At 69.8% G+C, this 17006-nt stretch carries 15 protein-coding genes and 1 pseudogene; 10 read left to right on the forward strand and 6 right to left on the reverse strand.

What is annotated here, in order from left to right; genetic code table 11:
- Window positions 1–165: 165 nt before the first annotated feature.
- On the forward strand, window positions 166–1083 hold the full coding sequence (locus tag MU407_RS10000) for a DUF559 domain-containing protein (protein ID WP_246957087.1): 918 nt from the start codon (window positions 166–168) through the stop codon (window positions 1081–1083).
- 147 nt (window positions 1084–1230) lie between these two features.
- Here MU407_RS10000 and MU407_RS10005 read toward each other — a convergent pair whose 3' ends face one another.
- The 3 genes from MU407_RS10005 to MU407_RS10015 form a co-directional block, all read right to left on the reverse strand.
- Entirely contained in the window at window positions 1231–2235 is a 1005-nt protein-coding gene (locus MU407_RS10005) for an NAD-dependent epimerase/dehydratase family protein (protein ID WP_246957089.1), read from the reverse strand.
- Window positions 2236–2339: 104 nt separating this feature from the next.
- Window positions 2340–3674, reverse strand: coding sequence for an SGNH/GDSL hydrolase family protein (locus tag MU407_RS10010; protein WP_246957092.1), 1335 nt, complete (start codon window positions 3672–3674; stop codon window positions 2340–2342).
- Between the two features lie 74 nt (window positions 3675–3748).
- On the reverse strand, window positions 3749–4960 hold the full coding sequence (locus MU407_RS10015) for a pyridoxal phosphate-dependent aminotransferase (protein ID WP_246957094.1): 1212 nt from the start codon (window positions 4958–4960) through the stop codon (window positions 3749–3751).
- A gap of 294 nt (window positions 4961–5254) precedes the next feature.
- Between MU407_RS10015 and MU407_RS10020 the strand changes: the two genes are divergently transcribed.
- From MU407_RS10020 to MU407_RS10035, 4 genes are read left to right on the forward strand one after another with little or no spacing between them, the layout of a single operon-like run.
- A complete protein-coding gene (locus MU407_RS10020) occupies window positions 5255–7504 on the forward strand; it encodes an alpha-galactosidase (protein WP_246957097.1) in 2250 nt (749 codons plus the stop codon).
- A 33-nt stretch (window positions 7505–7537) separates the two neighbouring features.
- Complete coding sequence (locus tag MU407_RS10025) at window positions 7538–8452, forward strand: sugar ABC transporter permease (RefSeq protein ID WP_246957100.1); 915 nt, start codon at window positions 7538–7540, stop codon at window positions 8450–8452.
- A 14-nt stretch (window positions 8453–8466) separates the two neighbouring features.
- Window positions 8467–9423, forward strand: coding sequence for a carbohydrate ABC transporter permease (locus tag MU407_RS10030; protein WP_246957102.1), 957 nt, complete (start codon window positions 8467–8469; stop codon window positions 9421–9423).
- A gap of 10 nt (window positions 9424–9433) precedes the next feature.
- Window positions 9434–10822 (forward strand): sugar ABC transporter substrate-binding protein, encoded by a 1389-nt coding sequence (locus MU407_RS10035; protein ID WP_246957105.1) that lies wholly within the window; start codon window positions 9434–9436, stop codon window positions 10820–10822.
- A gap of 40 nt (window positions 10823–10862) precedes the next feature.
- Here MU407_RS10035 and MU407_RS10040 read toward each other — a convergent pair whose 3' ends face one another.
- Complete coding sequence (locus MU407_RS10040; RefSeq protein WP_246957108.1) at window positions 10863–12017, reverse strand: ROK family protein; 1155 nt, start codon at window positions 12015–12017, stop codon at window positions 10863–10865.
- Between the two features lie 117 nt (window positions 12018–12134).
- On the opposite strand from MU407_RS10040, the gene MU407_RS10045 reads away from it, so the two are divergent.
- Entirely contained in the window at window positions 12135–12809 is a 675-nt protein-coding gene (locus MU407_RS10045; RefSeq protein ID WP_102236185.1) for a hypothetical protein, read from the forward strand.
- 49 nt (window positions 12810–12858) lie between these two features.
- On the opposite strand, the gene MU407_RS10050 is transcribed toward MU407_RS10045, so the two are convergent.
- Complete coding sequence (locus MU407_RS10050; protein ID WP_199173891.1) at window positions 12859–13455, reverse strand: DUF4126 domain-containing protein; 597 nt, start codon at window positions 13453–13455, stop codon at window positions 12859–12861.
- A 59-nt stretch (window positions 13456–13514) separates the two neighbouring features.
- Window positions 13515–14171 (reverse strand): PH domain-containing protein, encoded by a 657-nt coding sequence (locus tag MU407_RS10055; RefSeq protein WP_102236186.1) that lies wholly within the window; start codon window positions 14169–14171, stop codon window positions 13515–13517.
- Between the two features lie 23 nt (window positions 14172–14194).
- On the opposite strand from MU407_RS10055, the gene MU407_RS10060 reads away from it, so the two are divergent.
- The 4 genes and pseudogenes from MU407_RS10060 to MU407_RS10075 all read left to right on the forward strand — a co-directional run.
- On the forward strand, window positions 14195–14836 hold the full coding sequence (locus MU407_RS10060; RefSeq protein ID WP_246957111.1) for a hypothetical protein: 642 nt from the start codon (window positions 14195–14197) through the stop codon (window positions 14834–14836).
- 195 nt (window positions 14837–15031) lie between these two features.
- Entirely contained in the window at window positions 15032–15682 is a 651-nt protein-coding gene (locus tag MU407_RS10065; RefSeq protein ID WP_233190738.1) for a hypothetical protein, read from the forward strand.
- Window positions 15683–16699: an inorganic phosphate transporter gene (locus MU407_RS10070; protein WP_246957114.1), complete on the forward strand. Its 1017-nt coding sequence runs from the start codon at window positions 15683–15685 to the stop codon at window positions 16697–16699. It abuts the gene before it with no gap.
- A gap of 41 nt (window positions 16700–16740) precedes the next feature.
- Window positions 16741–17006, forward strand: a pseudogene (locus tag MU407_RS10075) (hypothetical protein); the annotation flags it as partial.

Below are 17006 nucleotides of genomic sequence, written 5' to 3' on the forward strand. Positions count from 1 at the left end.
CGAGCGCGGTGTGGGGCGCAGTGCGTGACGCGTTGCGGCTCGGAGCGTCGTGGTTCGTTGCATGGTGTGGCGGCACCGCTCGCACCTTTCCTCCCCACAGCATGTCTGTCCACAATCCGCGGTGACCGCACTCGCGGAGCGCCCGCCACCGCCTACGGTCCGGGCATGTCCACCGTCGCACTCACTCCGCACCGGGCCGTGGCTCCCGGGCACGTACTCTCCCGCCAGACCCTCATGCAGGTGTACAGCGTGACCTCGCGGCGCCTCGCTTCCGAAGAGTTCGTGCGCGTGCTGCCCGGGTTCTACACGTCCCGTGCCTCACCCGCGCCGCTGAGGAACATCGCGCTGACGGCCACGGAGAAGGTGGTGCCGGGCGCAGTGGTCTCCGGGGTGACCGCCGCGGAGCTGCTGGGGCTGCCGCTGCCGCGGACGCTGACGTGGGCTGGCGGCGTTGAGCTGCACCTCGACGTATCTCCGTCGCAGCGACGCCGGAGCGCACGCGGCCTGAGGATCCACGTGCGTGAAGGTATCCGTCCCCATCGGCTGCGCAGCGGCGTGTGGAGTGCCGAGCCCTGTCAGGTGCTCATGGATCTGGCTGCACTGCTGCCCCACGATGATCTGGTGGCGTGCATCGACGCGCTCGGTTCGCTCCGCCGCGAGGAGCTGCGAATACCGGTGGAGAGTATCCGGGCGCGCGCGCAGTGGCTCACCGGGCGCGGGGTGGTGGCGGTACGGCGAGCCGCGCAGGAGGCACGTGACGCCGTGGACTCTCCGCGGGAGACTCGGACACGGCTGCTCGTGCACCGCGCAGGGCTGCCCGAGCCGGAGATCAACGTGCCTGTGCATTGTCCGGTGACCGGGATCCGCTACAGCCTGGACCTCGCATATCCGCAAGCCCGCATCGCGATCGAATACGACGGCGAGGTGCACTTCGCCCTCGAGCAGGCCCGCCACGATCGGAGGAAGGACGAGGTGCTGCACGAGCAGGGCTGGAAGATCTACCGGCTCACGGTCCAGGACCATCGGGATCCTGGACCCTTCCTCCGCTGGCTGCGTCACCACCTGCTCCGCGAGCAGACCTGAGCCAGGAAGCCCTACGCGCCCACTGCACCCACTGCACAGCCGTGACACGCCGTGCTCGCATAGCTCGAGTGCACCGATCTGAGGCAGGAACGCCTCAGATCGGTGCACTCGAGGGGTCGGAACGGCGTGGCGGGCTCGGCCTCAGGCTCAGGCCGTCGGCTCCGGCTCCTCGTGTTCGAGGATGTACCGGATCGTCTCCTCGATTGCAGCGGGCACGTCGTCGTCCTCGAAGCCCAGGGCTTCCTGCGTGAGGGCGGGGTCCACGCTGAGGTCCCTGCCTCGGATCCGATCTGCCTTCACCATGGAGATGCCGTGCTCGAGGCCCTGCTGCGCGCAGGCCTCGTCGATCTGGAGCATGGCCTGCTCGAGTGCCGCGACGGGCACCGGCACGATGGCGGTCTGGATCTCCATGAGCTCCACCATCGTGCGGTAGAAGTCCTCGTGCCGCAGGGCGTATCCGCTGATGGGGTAGGTGCCGCGATGCTCGCCGCGCTCCATCGCGCCGACGGCGGCCTGCCCCACCTGGCGGGTGGTGACCGCGGCGGTCACTCCCTCAGGATGGGCGGGGAACTGCTCGCGCGAGCGGAGCTGGTCCATGAACATCTTCCATAGCGGCATGCGACCGGGCATGGTGCCGAAGATGTAGGGCAGGCGCAGGCTGGTCACATCCATCGCCCCATCCCCCTCGGCGAAAGCGACCTGCTCCTGCAGCAGTCGCATGAGCGGGTAGCCCTCGGTCATGAGCTCGAGCTCCGGCATCGCCTCGGCGAAGTGCGCGAAGTACGAGCCGTAGACCACGAACTTCGCGACCCCGGCCAGGCGGGCGAGCGCAGCGACGCGCTGAGTGGGCAGCACGTTCGCCTCATAGAAGAAGCGCGAGGAGGGCGCGGGCGGGGTCACGCGCTCATCGGCCCCGATCGCGTACATCACCGCATAGTGGCCCTCAAGCAGCCCGAGCACCTCGTCGTCATCCATGTGCGTGATGTCGCCGAGGTGGGAGGTGACCCGGTCGCCGTAGGGCTCGAAGAGGTCCTCCGCGGGCATCGGAGGCAGAGCGATGCTCGTGACGTCATAGCCGCGGTCGATGAGGACATCGATCGTGGCGTGGCCCAGCAGGCCAGTGCCACCGAGGACCAGAACTTTGCGTGTCATGAGGGAACCTCCTTGAGCAGCGGATGCTGTCTCCACGGTACGGACCGCTCACGCTGTTCAGACAGGACCTTGTGCGGTGGCTGCGCGGCAGGGTCGGCCCCGGTTCAGGCCTCCGCAAGCGCCTGCAAGCGCGCCACGGCCCCGCTCGGTGGCGCCGACCAGCCGAGGGCGGCGGCGACCCGCCTGCCCGCCTCGAGGTCCGCCTGCGCACCCGCCGGGTCGATCTCACCGGCGAGGCCTTCCGGGGCCGAGCCTTCCACCGCGAGGTCGCGCAGGTCGATCACCGCCGCCCCGGGATCCGTCGGCCCGTCTGCGCCGGGACGCACCACCACGGCCGACGCAGCCCCGTCCCCGATTGCCGCGAGGGCGGTCCGGAGCGTCTCACCCCCGGCATCAGCGGGCCCGGGGACCAGCAGCACCGCGGCATACGGCAGCGCCTGCTCCCCCGCGAGCCATGCCGGTGCCTCCGCGAGACTCGGCAGCGGGATCGACCACACGTAGTCCCGCACATGCCCCAGCTCGAAGCGCCGCACCTCCTCGAGGTGCTCGATCCAGCTGCGCGTGGGCATGTGTCCACCCACGGGCCGGGCGAGGGGGCGGACGTCCCCGAGCACCAGCAGCGGCCTAGACCGCTCCGGCTCCACGCCCACGGGAGAGAAGCCGACGACCGGAGCAACCGCGGCGTCCGACTCCTCCGCGCCCGCCTCCGCAGCAGCCTCCGTCGGTACCTCTTCACCGAACGCCGCCGGATCCAGGCCCGCACGGGGCTCCCTGTCGGCCCTTGCGAGCGGCGCATCGGGGCCGAGCAGCCCCAGCTCGGTGAGGAACTGCTGGGCGAAGTGGCGGTGCCCGGCCGGGGCTGGGTGGATCGCATCGCCGTAGAGCGCCTCGAGCTGGCCGAGCTCGCCCGCCTCCCAGTGCGCGAAGGTGTCCACGAGCGTGACCTGCTGGGCGTCCGCCACATCCCGCACCCGCTGGATGTATTCGGGGTAGTCCAGGCGGCGCTCGTCCACGCCGTGGATCGGCTGCGAGGTGGCGAGGATCGGGACGGCGCCGCGGGAGCGGACCTGTGCGACGAGCTCGGTGAGGGCCGCGGTGTACTGCTCGAGGTCCACGCCGAGGGCGCTGTCGTTCATGCCGATCATGACGGCGACGATGTCGGGCCGGGGCGCGTGCACGCGCTCCGCGGCGGTGGTGAGCACGCCCCTGGTGTCCATCCCCTCGGGGACGGGCCACGAGATCACAGTGTCGCCGCTGATGGCGGTGTTCAGCACGACGTCGTTCCGGCCCAGGACGTCCTGCAGATGCGCGGCCACGAGCTGTGTCCAGGAGCGGTAGCCGAGGGTGTGCAGGGCGCCATGGGTGATCGAATCGCCGGTGAACAGCCAGCGCAGACCGTCGCGGGCGAGAGCGTCCTGCAGGTGCAGGTCAGTGGCCATGGGCTCCTCCGTCACAGGGGTGTCAGCCTCTAAGGAATATCAGCATCCGACGTATATCAGCATCCACGAGGGTGTCAGCGGCGGATGGTGGCGAGGTGGTCTGCGATGCGGTCCACCGCCTCGGCGAGCACGTCCACGGAGGGCAGGGTCACCAGGCGGAAATGATCCGCGGTCGCGAGATTGAAGCCGGTCCCCTGCGTGACCAGCAGCTTCGTGGAGCGCAGGAGGTCGTAGGCGAACTGCTCGTCATCGTCGATCCGGTACATCTCGGTGTCCAGGCGCGGGAACATGTACAGCGCTCCGGCGGCCTTGACGACGCTCACGCCGTCGATCGCGGCGAGTCCCTCGTAGGCGACGTCGCGCTGTTCGCGCAGCCGTCCGCCGGGCAGCACGAGATCATTGATGGTCTGGTAGCCGCCGAGCGCCGTGGCGACCACGTGCTGGGCGGGCACGTTCGGGCACAGCCGCATATTGGACAGCACATCCAGACCCTCGATGAAGCTCGTGGCGTGGTCCTTGGGGCCGTACAGCGTCATCCACCCGGCCCGGAATCCGGCCACCCGGTACGCCTTGGACAGGCCGTTGAAGGTGATGCTCAGCAGGTCGGGGGCGAGGGAGGCGATGGGGGTATGCACGGCGTCGTCGTAGAGGATCTTGTCGTAGATCTCATCGGCGAGGATCAGCAGGCCGTGCTTGCGGGCGATCTCCACGATGCCGCGCAGCACGGACTCGGGGTACACGGCGCCGGTGGGGTTGTTGGGGTTGATGACGACGATGGCCTTGGTGCGCGGAGTGACCTTGTCGGCGATGTCGGTGAGATCCGGCCACCAGGACTGCTCCTCATCGCAGCGGTAGTGGACGGCCCGACCGCCGGCGAGGGAGACGGCCGCGGTCCACAGCGGGTAGTCGGGCTGCGGGATGAGCACTTCGTCGCCGTCATCCACAAGCGCCTGGCACACCATCTGGATCAGCTCGGAGACGCCATTGCCCAGGTAGATGTCATCCAGTTCGATGCCGGGCATGCCGCGCGTCTGGTAGTACTGCGCCACCGCGCGGCGGGCCGAGGGGATGCCCTTCGAATCGGAGTACCCCTGCGCGGTGGGCAGATTCTTGATCATGTCCACGAGGATCTCGTCGGGCGCCTCGAAGCCGAACGGGGCCGGGTTGCCGATGTTGAGCTTGAGGATCTTGTGGCCCTCGGCCTCCATGCGGGCGGCCTCGGCGGGCACCGGTCCTCGGATCTCGTAGCAGACGTCGCGTAGCTTCGAGGACTGGGTGAAGATCATGGGTCGGCTCCTGGCCTGCTCGGGGTGAGGGACAGGGTAGTCGGCACTCCCGGGCGCGGCGCGGGTATCCCGCGGGGTGGTCGCGCAGGGCCGACGGGGCGGGATTACGCAGGGCCGACGGGGGATTACGCAGTGCCGACGGGGTGAGCGGGCGGAATAGGCGAAGTGGGCGCAAAGAGTCACGATGCGGCCACCCTTGACGAACCACCCTTAGTTTCATATTTTCAGTAATGCGTCGGCATGGTGGCCGACGTCCGCGCCCGTCCGCGCGTCAGGACGTCTTGGGAGGCATCGATGACCCCGACCCGTCGGCCCGCCGAGCACCCCGTGCTCGCCCCCGTGCCCGACCGCACCCACCGCATCCACCTGCGTTCCGCGGGCGTCTCGGTGGTCCTCGACGTCACCGACGGTCGAGCCCCGGCGATCCCCCACTGGGGCGCCGATCTGGGCGAACTGAGCGCGAACGACCTCGACGCGGTCTGCGAGTCCGCCGTCGAGGCGGCGGTGAACAACGCGGTGGACGTCCCGGTGCGCCTGGGGATCCTCCCCGCCCAGGCCGATGGCTGGCTGGGCCGCCCGGGCCTGACCGGCTCCCGGCCCGACGGATCCGGCTGGGCACCACGCCTGCACACCGAGGCCATCACCCTCGACGGCCAGCCCCTGACCGCGACCCACGTCCAGAGCGGACCGGGCCGCGTGGTCATCAAGCTCGCCGATGAACCCCAGAGCCTCGCCGTCGAGCTGACCCTCGAGCCGCTGGATTCCGGTCTGCTGCGCGTACGCGGCACCGTCACGAACACCGGCGAGACCCCGTACGCCCTGGATGAGCTCACTGTCGCCCTGCCCGTTCCGGCGCGGGCGAGCGAGCTGCTGGACTTCGCCGGCCGCTGGGCCCGCGAGCGCACCCCGCAGCGCAGCACCTTCGGCGTCGGCACCCATCTACGGGAGAACCGTCGCGGCCGCACCGGAGCGGACAGCGCACACGTGTTGCACGCGGGAACCCCTGGCGTCGGGTTCAGCCACGGCGAAGTGTGGGGCGTGCACCTCGGGTTCTCCGGCAACCACCGCCACCTGGCCGAACAGGTCAACACCGGGACGAAGATCCTCGCCGGCGGCGAGATGCTGACTGCCGGGGAGGTCGTACTCGACCCTGATGCCAGCTACACGAGCCCCTGGCTGTATGCCACCTACGGCGCTGGCCTCGATCAGGCCGCTCACCGCTTCCACCGTTTCCTGCGTTCGCGCGAGCACCACGTGTCCACCCGTCGGCCGGTCACCCTGAACGTGTGGGAGGCGGTCTACTTCGACCACGATCTGGCGCGCCTGCGGGACCTGGCCGACCGCGCCGCAGAGCTCGGCGTCGAACGGTACGTGCTGGATGACGGGTGGTTCGGTTCCCGTCGCGATGACCACTCGGGGCTGGGCGACTGGGTGGTCTCCGCCGAAGTGTGGCCGGACGGCCTGTCGCCCCTGATCGACCATGTGACCGATCTGGGCATGGAATTCGGCCTCTGGTTCGAGCCGGAGATGGTCAACGAGGACTCCGAGGTGGCTCGCGCCCATCCCGAGTGGATCCTGGGTCCGGATTCCGAGCAGCTGCCCGTCGAGTCCCGCCACCAGCAGGTCCTGAACCTCACCATCCCCGGCGCCTATGAGCATGTGAAGAACCAGATCCTCGCGCTGCTGGACGAGTACGACATCGGCTACATCAAGTGGGACCAGAACCGGGACCTGCTAGAAGCCGCCACCCGGGCCACAGGTCGCGCTGCCACGCATGAGCAGACGCTAGCGGCCTACCGCCTGATGGACGAGCTCAAGGCCGCTCATCCGGGCCTGGAGATCGAAGCCTGCGCTTCCGGCGGCGCTCGCGTGGACCTCGGGGTGCTCGAACACACCGACCGGGTGTGGGTCTCGGATTGCATCGACCCGCTGGAGCGCCAGTTGATGAACCGCTGGACCAGCCAGCTGTTGCCGCTCGAGCTCATGGGCAGCCACATCGCCTCCGGACGCTCCCACACCACCGGGCGCCTGCACACCCTGAGCTTCCGCGGCCTCACAGCCTTGTTCGGCCACCTCGGCATCGAATGGGACCTTGCGCAGGCCAGCGAGGCCGAGCTGACGGAGCTGCGCGCGTGGATCGCCCTGTACAAGGAGCAGCGTGAGCTGCTGTTCACCGGTGATCTGGTGCGCGTGGACCGCGGGGAGGACGTGCAGTGGATGTACGGCGTGCTCTCCCCCGGCCGCGACCAGGGCCTGTTCGTGCTGGCCGCGGTCGACCGGCAGGGCACCTCCCAGCATGCCCGGCTGACCTTCCCGGGTCTGGACCCCGCAGCCAGGTACCGGCTGCGTCCCCTCATCATCGGCGAGCGGCCGCATGGCCTGAACGCCCCCGCCTGGTGGCAGCGCGCCGAGGAGCAGGACGGCATCGTCCTGCCCGGCGGGGTGCTGACCACCTCCGGACTCGCCGCTCCCCTGCTCGATCCTGAGCAAGGGGTGCTGCTGTCCCTCACTCGTGAGCACGGCGACACCTCCTCGCCGCGCTGACCTCCCCCACCCTCCCCCCAGAAAGAAGGCTCCATGTCCACCGCGACGACGTCGACGCGGTCGGCCCCGCCCAGGCGCCGCCGGAAGGACGACACCAAGCTCGCGCTGCTGTTCATCGCGCCCGCGAGCGTCGGCCTGCTGGTGTTCCTCGTCTGGCCGCTGCTGACCGGCCTGTACTTCTCCTTCACGGAGTACACCACCCTCACCCCGCCCCGCTGGGTGGGCCTCGAGAACTACCAGCGACTGCTGAGCGACCCCGTGTTCTGGAACTCCTTGAAGGTGACGGTCTGGTACGTCATCCTCAACATCGGCATCCAGACCATCGTCGCGCTCATCATCGCGGTGCTCATGCAGCGGCTGACCCAGTCCACGATCCTGCGCTCCCTCGTGCTGACGCCCTACCTGGTCTCCAATGTGGTGGCCGCGATCGTGTTCCTGTGGATCCTGGACACCCAGCTGGGCATCGTCAACATCTTCCTGCAGTCGCTGGGCCTGGACCCCATCGCGTTCTGGGCCTCGGAGACCTGGGTGATCCCGACGATCGCACTGGTGAACGTGTGGCGGCACATGGGCTACACGGCGCTGCTGCTGTTCGCGGGGCTGCAGTCCATCCCAGCCGGGCTCTACGAGGCAGCCCGCACGGACGGCGCCGGTGAGGTGACGATGTTCCGCCGGATCACCCTGCCGCTGCTGCGGCCGATCCTCGCGCTCGTGCTGATCATGACGATCATCGGCTCCTTCCAGGTGTTCGACACCGTCTCGGTGACCACCAAGGGCGGCCCCGCGGACGCCTCGAAGGTGCTGCAGATGTACATCTACGAGAACGCCTTCGCCCGGTACGAGTTCGGCTACGCCTCGGCGCTGTCCGTGGCGCTGCTGCTGATCCTCATGGTCATCACCTTCGCCCAGTACCGGCTCAGCCGCGCCGGCGAATCGGATCTGGACTGAGAGGAGCAGCCGACATGACGACGACACCAGCCACTGATCCGACGGCCGCCGGGGCCGGCGATCTCGAGACCCGTCCCCCTGTCACGCGCGCGCGGCGCGGCGTCCCCTGGGGGAAGATCATTGCCTGGGCCGTGATGATCATTTTCCTGTTCATCACCCTGTTCCCCTTCTACTGGATGCTGCGCACGGCACTGTCCAGCAACAACGCCCTGGCCACGAACCCGTCGAGCCTGCTGCCGGTGGGGTTCAACCTGGGCGGGTTCGAGCGCGTGTTCGGCCTGCAGGACGTGGAGACCGCGATCGCCCAGGGCGGCTCCGGCGCCTCCATCAACTTCTGGCGCTACCTGCTGAACTCCGTGATCGTCGCGACCACGATCACCGTGGTGCAGACCTTCTCCTGCGCCATGGCCGCCTACGCCTTCTCCCGCCTGCGCTGGCGGGGGCGGGACGCGGTGTTCATGATCTTCCTGGGCTCGCTGATGATCCCGCAGATCTTCACCCTGCTGCCCAACTTCATCCTGATCAAGAACCTGAACCTGGTGGACACGCTGCTGGGCATCATGCTGCCCACCCTGTTCATCTCCTCGTTCGCGATCTTCTTCCTGCGGCAGTTCTTCAACAACATCTCCCGCGAGGTCGAGGAGGCCGCACTGATCGACGGCGCCGGCAAGATCCGGGTGTTCTTCACCCTGATTCTGCCGATGGCAAGCGCACCGCTGGCCACTCTGGCGCTGCTGACCTACATGACGGCGTGGAACGAGTACTTCTGGGCGCTGATGGTCTCCTACACCGACCAGTCGCGCGTGCTCACCGTGGCTCTGGGCGTATTCCGGGCCCAGGCGCCGGGCACGGGTCCGGACTGGTCCGGGCTGATGGCCGCGACTCTCGTGGCCGCCGCGCCCATGCTGATCCTCTTCGCTCTGTTCGCCAAGAAGATCGTGAACTCCATCGGCTTCAGCGGGATCAAGTGAGGTGCACGAGATGACATCCGCGAATCAGAACCCTCGCCCCGGCCGCACGCCCCTGACGCGGCGGCGGATGCTGCAGGGCACCCTCGCCGCGGCAGTGGGTACAGGTGCTCTCAGCGCCTGCTCCACCGGCGCTGTCGGCTCCGGTGATGTCACCGAGATCGACTACTGGCTGTGGGATGCCCTGCAGCTGCCCGCCTACTCCGCGGCGATCGACCGGTTCATGGAGCAGAACCCGGATATCCGGGTGCGGATCACCCAGATGGGCTGGGACGATTACTGGACCAAGCTCACCGCCTCCTTCGTGGCCGAGGCCGGTCCGGATGCGTTCACCGACCACCTGGCGCGCTTCCCCGAGTTCGTGAGCCTGGGGGTGATCAGCCCGCTGGACGGCCTGGGCGATCTGGACTCCATCCCCGGTGACCGCTTCCAGAACGGCCTGCAGGAGCTGTGGACCGGGCAGGACGGGAAGCGCTACGGCATCCCCAAGGACTACGACACGATCGCGGTGCTGTACGACCAGACGATGCTCGAAGAGGAGGGTCTGACCCCCGAGGACCTCGCGGGGCTGGACTGGAACCCGGAGGACGGCGGCACCTGGGAGCAGATGCTCGCCCGCCTCACTATCGACTCGAGCGGCAAGCGCGGTGACCAGGACGGGTTCGACCCCACGTCCATCCAGCGCTACGGGCTGGGTTCGGAGGGATCGATCGACTACGTCGGCCAGTCCTCATGGTCCTCCTTCGCCTTCGGCACCGGCTGGCGCTTCACCGACGAGGCCACCTGGGGCACCCGCTTCCAGTACGACGACGAACGGTTCGTGCAGACCATCGACTGGTACTTCGGCATGGTGGACAAGGGCTTCTTCCCGCCCTACGGCACTTTCGGGGACTCCTCTCCGAAACAGGCTCAGCTGCAGTCCGGCTCCGCGGCGCTGGTGATGGACGGCTCGTGGATGATCACGACGTACAACAACGCCGAGGGCATCGAGCTGGGGATCGCGCCGCTCCCGGCCGGTCCCGAGGGCACCCCGATGTCGATGTTCAACGGCCTGGGCGATTCGATCTCCGCGCAGTCGGACAAGAAGGCGGAGGCGGCGCGGCTGATCGGCTTCCTGGCCTCCGATGAGGCCCAGCAGATCATCGGCGAGCGCGCACCGTTCTTCCCCGCCACGGACACCGGCACCCGCGCAGCGATCCAGAGCTACGCGGACCAGAGCCTGGACGTCACGCCCTTCACGGATCGGGTGAAGAACGGTGAGACAGGCCTGTACCCGCTGGTGGAGAACTCCGCCTCGATTGCCTCGATCATGCAGCCCGCCTTCGACCAGATCTGGATGAGGAGAATCAGCGGCGCGGACTTCGCCGCCTACAACGAGCGGGTCAACGCCCTGTTCTCCTGAGCGGACGGCGCCGCGCGACCCCCGTCGGCGCCCCGAGGCCTCACCCCGGGGCGCCGACGTACGCCGTGATCGCGATGACGGCGGCGCCGCGCGCCCACTCGTCGAAGTCACCGCTGAGGCGGCGCAGCACCAGATCGCGCTGCATCTGCGGCAGCATCGCGCGCAGCGTCTGCTCGAACAGCGGGTCGGCCGCGGCGATGATGTCCACGCCCTCCCCGCCGAGGATCAGCGCCTGCGGGTCCACCAGCGCCATGATCCCGGCGGCCGTGTGGGCGAGGGCCCGCGTCACCTCCGCGGCGAGTGCGTGCGCCCCTGCGTGACCGGCCGCCAGCAGTTCGCGCAGCTGCGCGAGCGATTCCTCGGGGCCCAGCACCCCACGAGCCCGGGCCCGCTGCAGCAAAGGCGCGGTGGAGGCGACATCGCTCAGCAGCACCGGACTGCCGTCCTCCCGGGTTCCGACGGGGAAGCGTCCGGTCAACCCGGCCACATCACGCTCGCCGCGGATCAGGCGGCCGTCGACCACGGTGGCGCTGCCCACCCCGGCGCCGATGGTCAGCACCGCGAAGGAGCGGTAGGCGCGGCCCACGCCGAACCAGTGCAGGCCATGCACCATGGCGACCAGGTCGTTCTCCACCACGACGGGCACATCCAGGCACGCGGCCAGCAGATCTGCGAGTTCCACCGGATCCCGCCAGCCCAGATAGTGACAGGACAGCACGGTGCGGCCGCTCGCGACCACCCCGCCGACGCTGATCCCCACCACCGCCACATGCGGATGCGCCTCGATCAGCGCGGTCGCCAGCTCGAGCACCGCCTCGACCACCGCCGGCACCGCGGTATCGGCGAGCGGCACCGCGAGCTCTTCGAGCATATTGCCGCGCACCGTGGTGACCACGGCGTGAACCTCATCGGCCGTGACCTTCACCCCCACGAAGCGGGGGCCGTGGCGCTCCTCGACATCCAGCGGCTCCTGGGGGCGGCCCTTGGTCGGCGCGACAGTCTCGAGACTGTGCAGGTGCCCGCCCTCGAGCAGCTCCCGGGTCACCCGGGTGACGGTGGGCGCGGAGAGCCCCAGCCGACGGGTCAGATCCCGCCTCGAGCGGGGTCCGAAGCGCAGCAGATCACGGTAGACGGCACGGGCGCTGGCCCCACCCAGCCCCACCATCGAGCGCTGTGAGTGCTGCTGACCGTGCATGGGTGGATCGTAGCCCGCTGATGATGCGCGGACCGGCCCGGATCTGACATCCTGCAGGGGTACCACGTGCAGCCGGGCGGACGACGCCCGGACCCATCGGCCCCAGGGGGACGTTCCATGACTGAGACCACCGCGCAGGCTGCCCAGGAGCAGCCCACCGTCTACACCGCCTACGAGATCGACTTCATGCTCTCGCTGCGCCCCACCGAGAACGGTGAGGTGACCCGCGAGCAGGTGGGTCTGCGCAGCGCCCCGGAAGAGGCCCGCGAGTTCGTGACCGCCGCGGTCACCTCGGGCCTGCGGGCCCGCGGGAAGGTGGAGCGCACCGAGGATGGTCAGTGGCTGCTGGCCGAGGAGGGGCAGGTCATCGCGACCGCGCTGACTGCCGCGGACCGCTGGATGGGGGTGGCCCTGGCCGAGGGTGATGCGATGCGCATGGCCTTCATCATCAAGGCTGCTGAGGCCGTCATCATGCTCACCCAGGACGAGCTGGACTCCTTCATGGTCACCGCCATGACCGATCCGGCGCAGGTGCCCGGCGCGGTGAACGACATCGTCAGCGCCTTCTTGGCCGGCGGCAATCAGCGCACCGTCTCCCTGCGCCGGACCGAGATGGCCACGAAGGATCAGCCGGTGCCGATGATGTTCCACGTCGAGGAGGACGGCAGCTGGAAGATCGGCCACCTGCCGCTGGATGAGGAGGGCATCCTCTCCGTCTCCGACGTCACCTCCGAGGGTGTGCTCACCGCGGTGACCGCCCTGTGGGAGGAGGGCCGCAGCGAGGCCCCGTGAGGCCCAGCGTTTCCGGTCTCCGCTGTTTCTCGTCTCCGCGCCGGGCGCGTCAGGTCACCTGACGCGCCCGGCGCTCTCGCACGTCCCGCAGGCGCTGTCGCAGGTTCCGGTAGGCCCGGCGGATCCGGACGATGACGTAGATCCCCACGCCCAGCAGCACGAGCGCGAGGATCGCGGCGACGATCGGCAGCAGCACGGTCAGCACGCCCATCACTACTGCGGCGAGATCCTCACCGGTGGAGACCAGGACGTTGGAGACCGGCTCCGGGGAGACGTTCACCGCCGCACGGGCGGTGGATTTCGCGGCGTGCGAGCCGAACGCCGCGGCCGCCCCCATCACCGCCATGACGATCGCCGCGGTGGTGTCGGTCTCCCCGCCCAGCAGGTAGCCGATCGCACCGCCGGCGATGGGGCGCACCACGGTGTGCAGCTGATCCCAGAACGAGTCCAGGAACGCGATCTTGTCCGCCGCGAAGTCCACCACCAGCAGGATCCCGGTGATCACCAGCAGGTCGGTGCGCTGCAGCACCTCCGGCACCTGCTCGATCCCGAACAGCCGCCCGGTCAGCCCCAGCAGGAAGATCATGAAGTACGGGCGGATTCCGCTGACCCAGCCGGATCCCAGGGTCATCAGCAGTGCTTCCATCGGCTCTCTCCTCGCCGTGATCGTCGGCTCGTGCCGGGGTGTCGTTCAGCCGAACCGGCTCAGGGCCGACGCCGCCCGCCGGAGGTGTGCTCGTGCAGGACGGTGCGCAGCAGACGGATGTCCTGCCCGGTGGGCTCCGACCAGGTCCACACGTGCCGATCGAAGGCCGACATGATGACCCGTCGGCCGTCCTTGCGGCGCACCGCCGCGGTCAGCCAGTGCACGGGATGCACCACCTTCGATTCGATCCCCTCGATGTCCCGCCAGGGCACCTCGGTGGAGCCCACCGCACCCACGACGCGCAGACCGGCATCGGTGATCTCCACTCGCGAGCGCGCGGTGCACAGCGCCACCCAGGCGAAGCGCAGCCCCAGCAGGAGCAGCAGCACCGCCATCGCCCCCATCGCGAGCAGCACCAGGATCATCGCGAGCCCCGGGGCTCGCCCGTCGTCGAGACCCACCAGCAGCAGCACCATGATGATCACCGGGATCAGCGCGATGCCCAGCAGCACCGCCGCGATCACCGAGCGCAGCAGCGTGTCCATGGTGGGGTTGCGCGGCAGCAGCGCCCGCACCTGGCCCCGGGAGCTGGGGCCGCCGCGCCGACGAGCATCCAGGGCATCCACCATCCGCTCCACCGTCGCGGTGGAGCGCGAGTAGTCGGGCAGCACCGATCCGGACGTCGGTTCAGGGCCGATCTGTCGGGGAATGGTCATGCGCCCAGCGTAGTGTGCAGGGCATGTCCACCCCCTCCGATTCCGGTTCCTCCGCCGCCCGCTTCCGCCGCCCCGGACGCCTGTTCCCCTCGGTCGCCGCGTCGATCGAGGGCGAACCGGACCCGGCGAGCTCCACGGACCTCGCGCATGACTCCGCGCGAGCGCTGCTGGACGGGGTGTTCCACAGCGCCGACCCGGAGGTGGTGCGGCGCGTGGTGACCCTCGCCCAGGAGGAGGGGCTCGCGGATCTGGCGGCCCTGTGGTCCGGTTCCCCCGCGACGACGCTGCCCGGTGCGCTGTGGCGGCTGTATGTGCTGCACACGTGGGTGCGGCGCGATGGTGAGGATGTGGTGCGCCGCTACCGCGCCGGGGCCCGCACCGTCCCCGGTCTGCGTTACCTCTCGGGTATTGCGGAGCCCCCGGAGGTGCAGCAGGTCCACGCGACGATGGATGAGATCCTGCGCGGCGCCTTCACCGGGGATCTGCCGCTCGCGCTGCGGCGCGCCGGGGCGGTAGCCACGATCGTCGCGCACGGCAGCGCGCATCTGGCCGATGGCCCGGAGGCCGATGGGGAGGCGGACACCCGCTCGGCGGAGCGTCTGCTGCGCACCGGCGAGGAGCTCGTCGCGGCCGCCCGCGCCGCGGAGGCCGGGCGCCTGGACTGACGTGGGAATTCCCATGTACGGGCATGCGGGAGCAGACCCGCCGGGCCATGTGCTCTAGGATGGCTGGCGCGCCGGGCCGCGGTTGCCCCGGGCTCCAACATCTGCCGCTTCGAGCGGCCTTCGCGCCGACAGGCGCATCCCGGTCCGGCGCCTCAGCTTCATGCAGGACGCGCGCGTGGCGCGAGGAGGTGACCCGTGGTGTCCTCGCCCTGGCGGGCGGCGCTGGACCGCCTGCGCCCACAACGCACCGAGCGTCCGATGTACGCCCTGCTCGGCGAGCTGGCGGAGCTGCAGCTGCAGGCCACGGACACGCACTCCAAGCTGCTGGGGCATGGCTATCGCGAACGCACCCGCATCGCCCCCAAGCTGCATGAGCAGTCCACCGTGGCCGAGGAGCTGTGTCGGCGCATCTCCGAGCGCCTGGGCCGTTCCCTGGTCACCCCCTATGAGGCGGAGCTGCTGGATGACTTCGCCCTGACCATCGCCGATTCGCTGGATGCGATGGAGCACACCGGCGGGCTGCTGACCGGCACCGAGGTGGGGCCGCTGCCCACCGCGCTGCTGGAAGCCGCCAAGGGGATCGAACGGGCCGCGGAGCTGACGGTCGCAGCCTCCTGGACCCTGTCCGGGGAGCGGGACCTGGGCGATTATTATCCGCAGATGCGCAAGCTCAAGCGGCAGGGCGAGCGTCTGGTGCGGCAGGCGCTGGCCGATCTGTACGGCATGAGCGGCTCGTCCCGCGAGCTGATGGCCCTGCGTGACGTGATCGAGTCCGTGCGCGCCACGATCTCGCTGCAGGAGCAGGCTGCACGCCGTGCCGAGCTGCTGCGCGTCAAGGATGCCTGAGTGAGCGCAGTGCTGCTGGGCCTGATCGTGGCGCTGGCCTTGGTGATGGCCTACGTCAACGGGTTCCACGACGCCTCCAATGCGGTCTCCACCTCGATCACCACGCGCACCCTCCAGGAGTCCACGGCCCTGACCATGGCGGCGCTACTGAACGTGCTGGGGGCGCTGCTCGGGGCAGGACTGATCGCACTGACCACCGAGTGGGCGGTGTCGATGCTGGGCCTGCAGACGCTGCTGGAGGCGACCGCGGGGCATGGGGAGCTGCTGGGCGCGGCGCTCGTGGCGGTGCTGCTCACCACGATCTTCTGGGACCTCACCACCTGGTGGTTCGGCATGCCCACCTCGACCTGGCATGCCTTCCTCGCCGCCCTGGTGGGGGCGTCGCTGGTGATCGCCTCAGCCGCGGACTGGTCGCGCCTGGGCTGGGTCCTGTTGGTCTCCGTGGTGGGCCCGGTGCTCTCGGCGGCCTTCGCCTTCGTGCTGATGCACCTGGTGCTGCGGCTGGGGCGGGCAGAGATGCTGCGGGCGGGGCAGATCCGCTTCGCGCAGACCATCTCCGCGGGGGCGGTGGCGACCGGTCACGGGATGAACGACTCCCGGATCCCGCTGGCGGTCGTCGTCATCAGCGGCGCGGCCGCCGGGGTGCCGGGGGTGACGTCGCTGTCGATGGTGCTGGCGATCGCCGTCGCGGTGGGGGCCGGGACCCTCATGGGCGGGCATCGTCTGATCCGCACCCTGGGGAGGCGTCTGACGGACCTCACCGCAGCCCAGGGGCTGGCTGCCGAGACGTCCTCCGCAGCATCGATGACGCTGGGCATGCTGGGGCTCGAGGTGCCGATGTCCACCTCGCAGTCGCTGGCCTCGAGTGTGGTGGGGGCGGGTCTGGCACGCGGAGTGCGGCACATCCGCTGGGGTGTGGCGCGCGAGGTGATCATCGCCTGGCTCATCACCCCGCCGGTGTGCGCCCTGTTGGGGGCGGCGCTGGCCGCGGTGGCGGCGACTGCCGTCAGCGCCTGAGGGCCCTATCCTGGATCGACCCCCGTGTTCAAGGAGTGCTGATGTCCGACGCCGAGCGCCCTGGCGCCTCCCGCCGCCGCCCCAGCTACGGTCTGCCCGGCCCGCAGGCTGATCCGAGCCCGGGCTCGCAGGGGCAGACGGGGCCGACGTCCGCACAGCCCACGCAGCCCACACAGCCCGTCCCCTATGGCGCCCCCGCCCCTCAGGCTGAGCCGCTCCCCTATGGCGCGCCCGCCGCCGGCCCGCTGCCCGCGCGCCGGGCCGCCGCGGGGCCGGCCCGCCCCCCGGCGCGGCCCCCAGCCCGGCG

The sequence above is a fragment of the Brachybacterium sp. Marseille-Q7125 genome, assembly GCF_023062615.1.
Lineage (GTDB): Bacteria > Actinomycetota > Actinomycetes > Actinomycetales > Dermabacteraceae > Brachybacterium.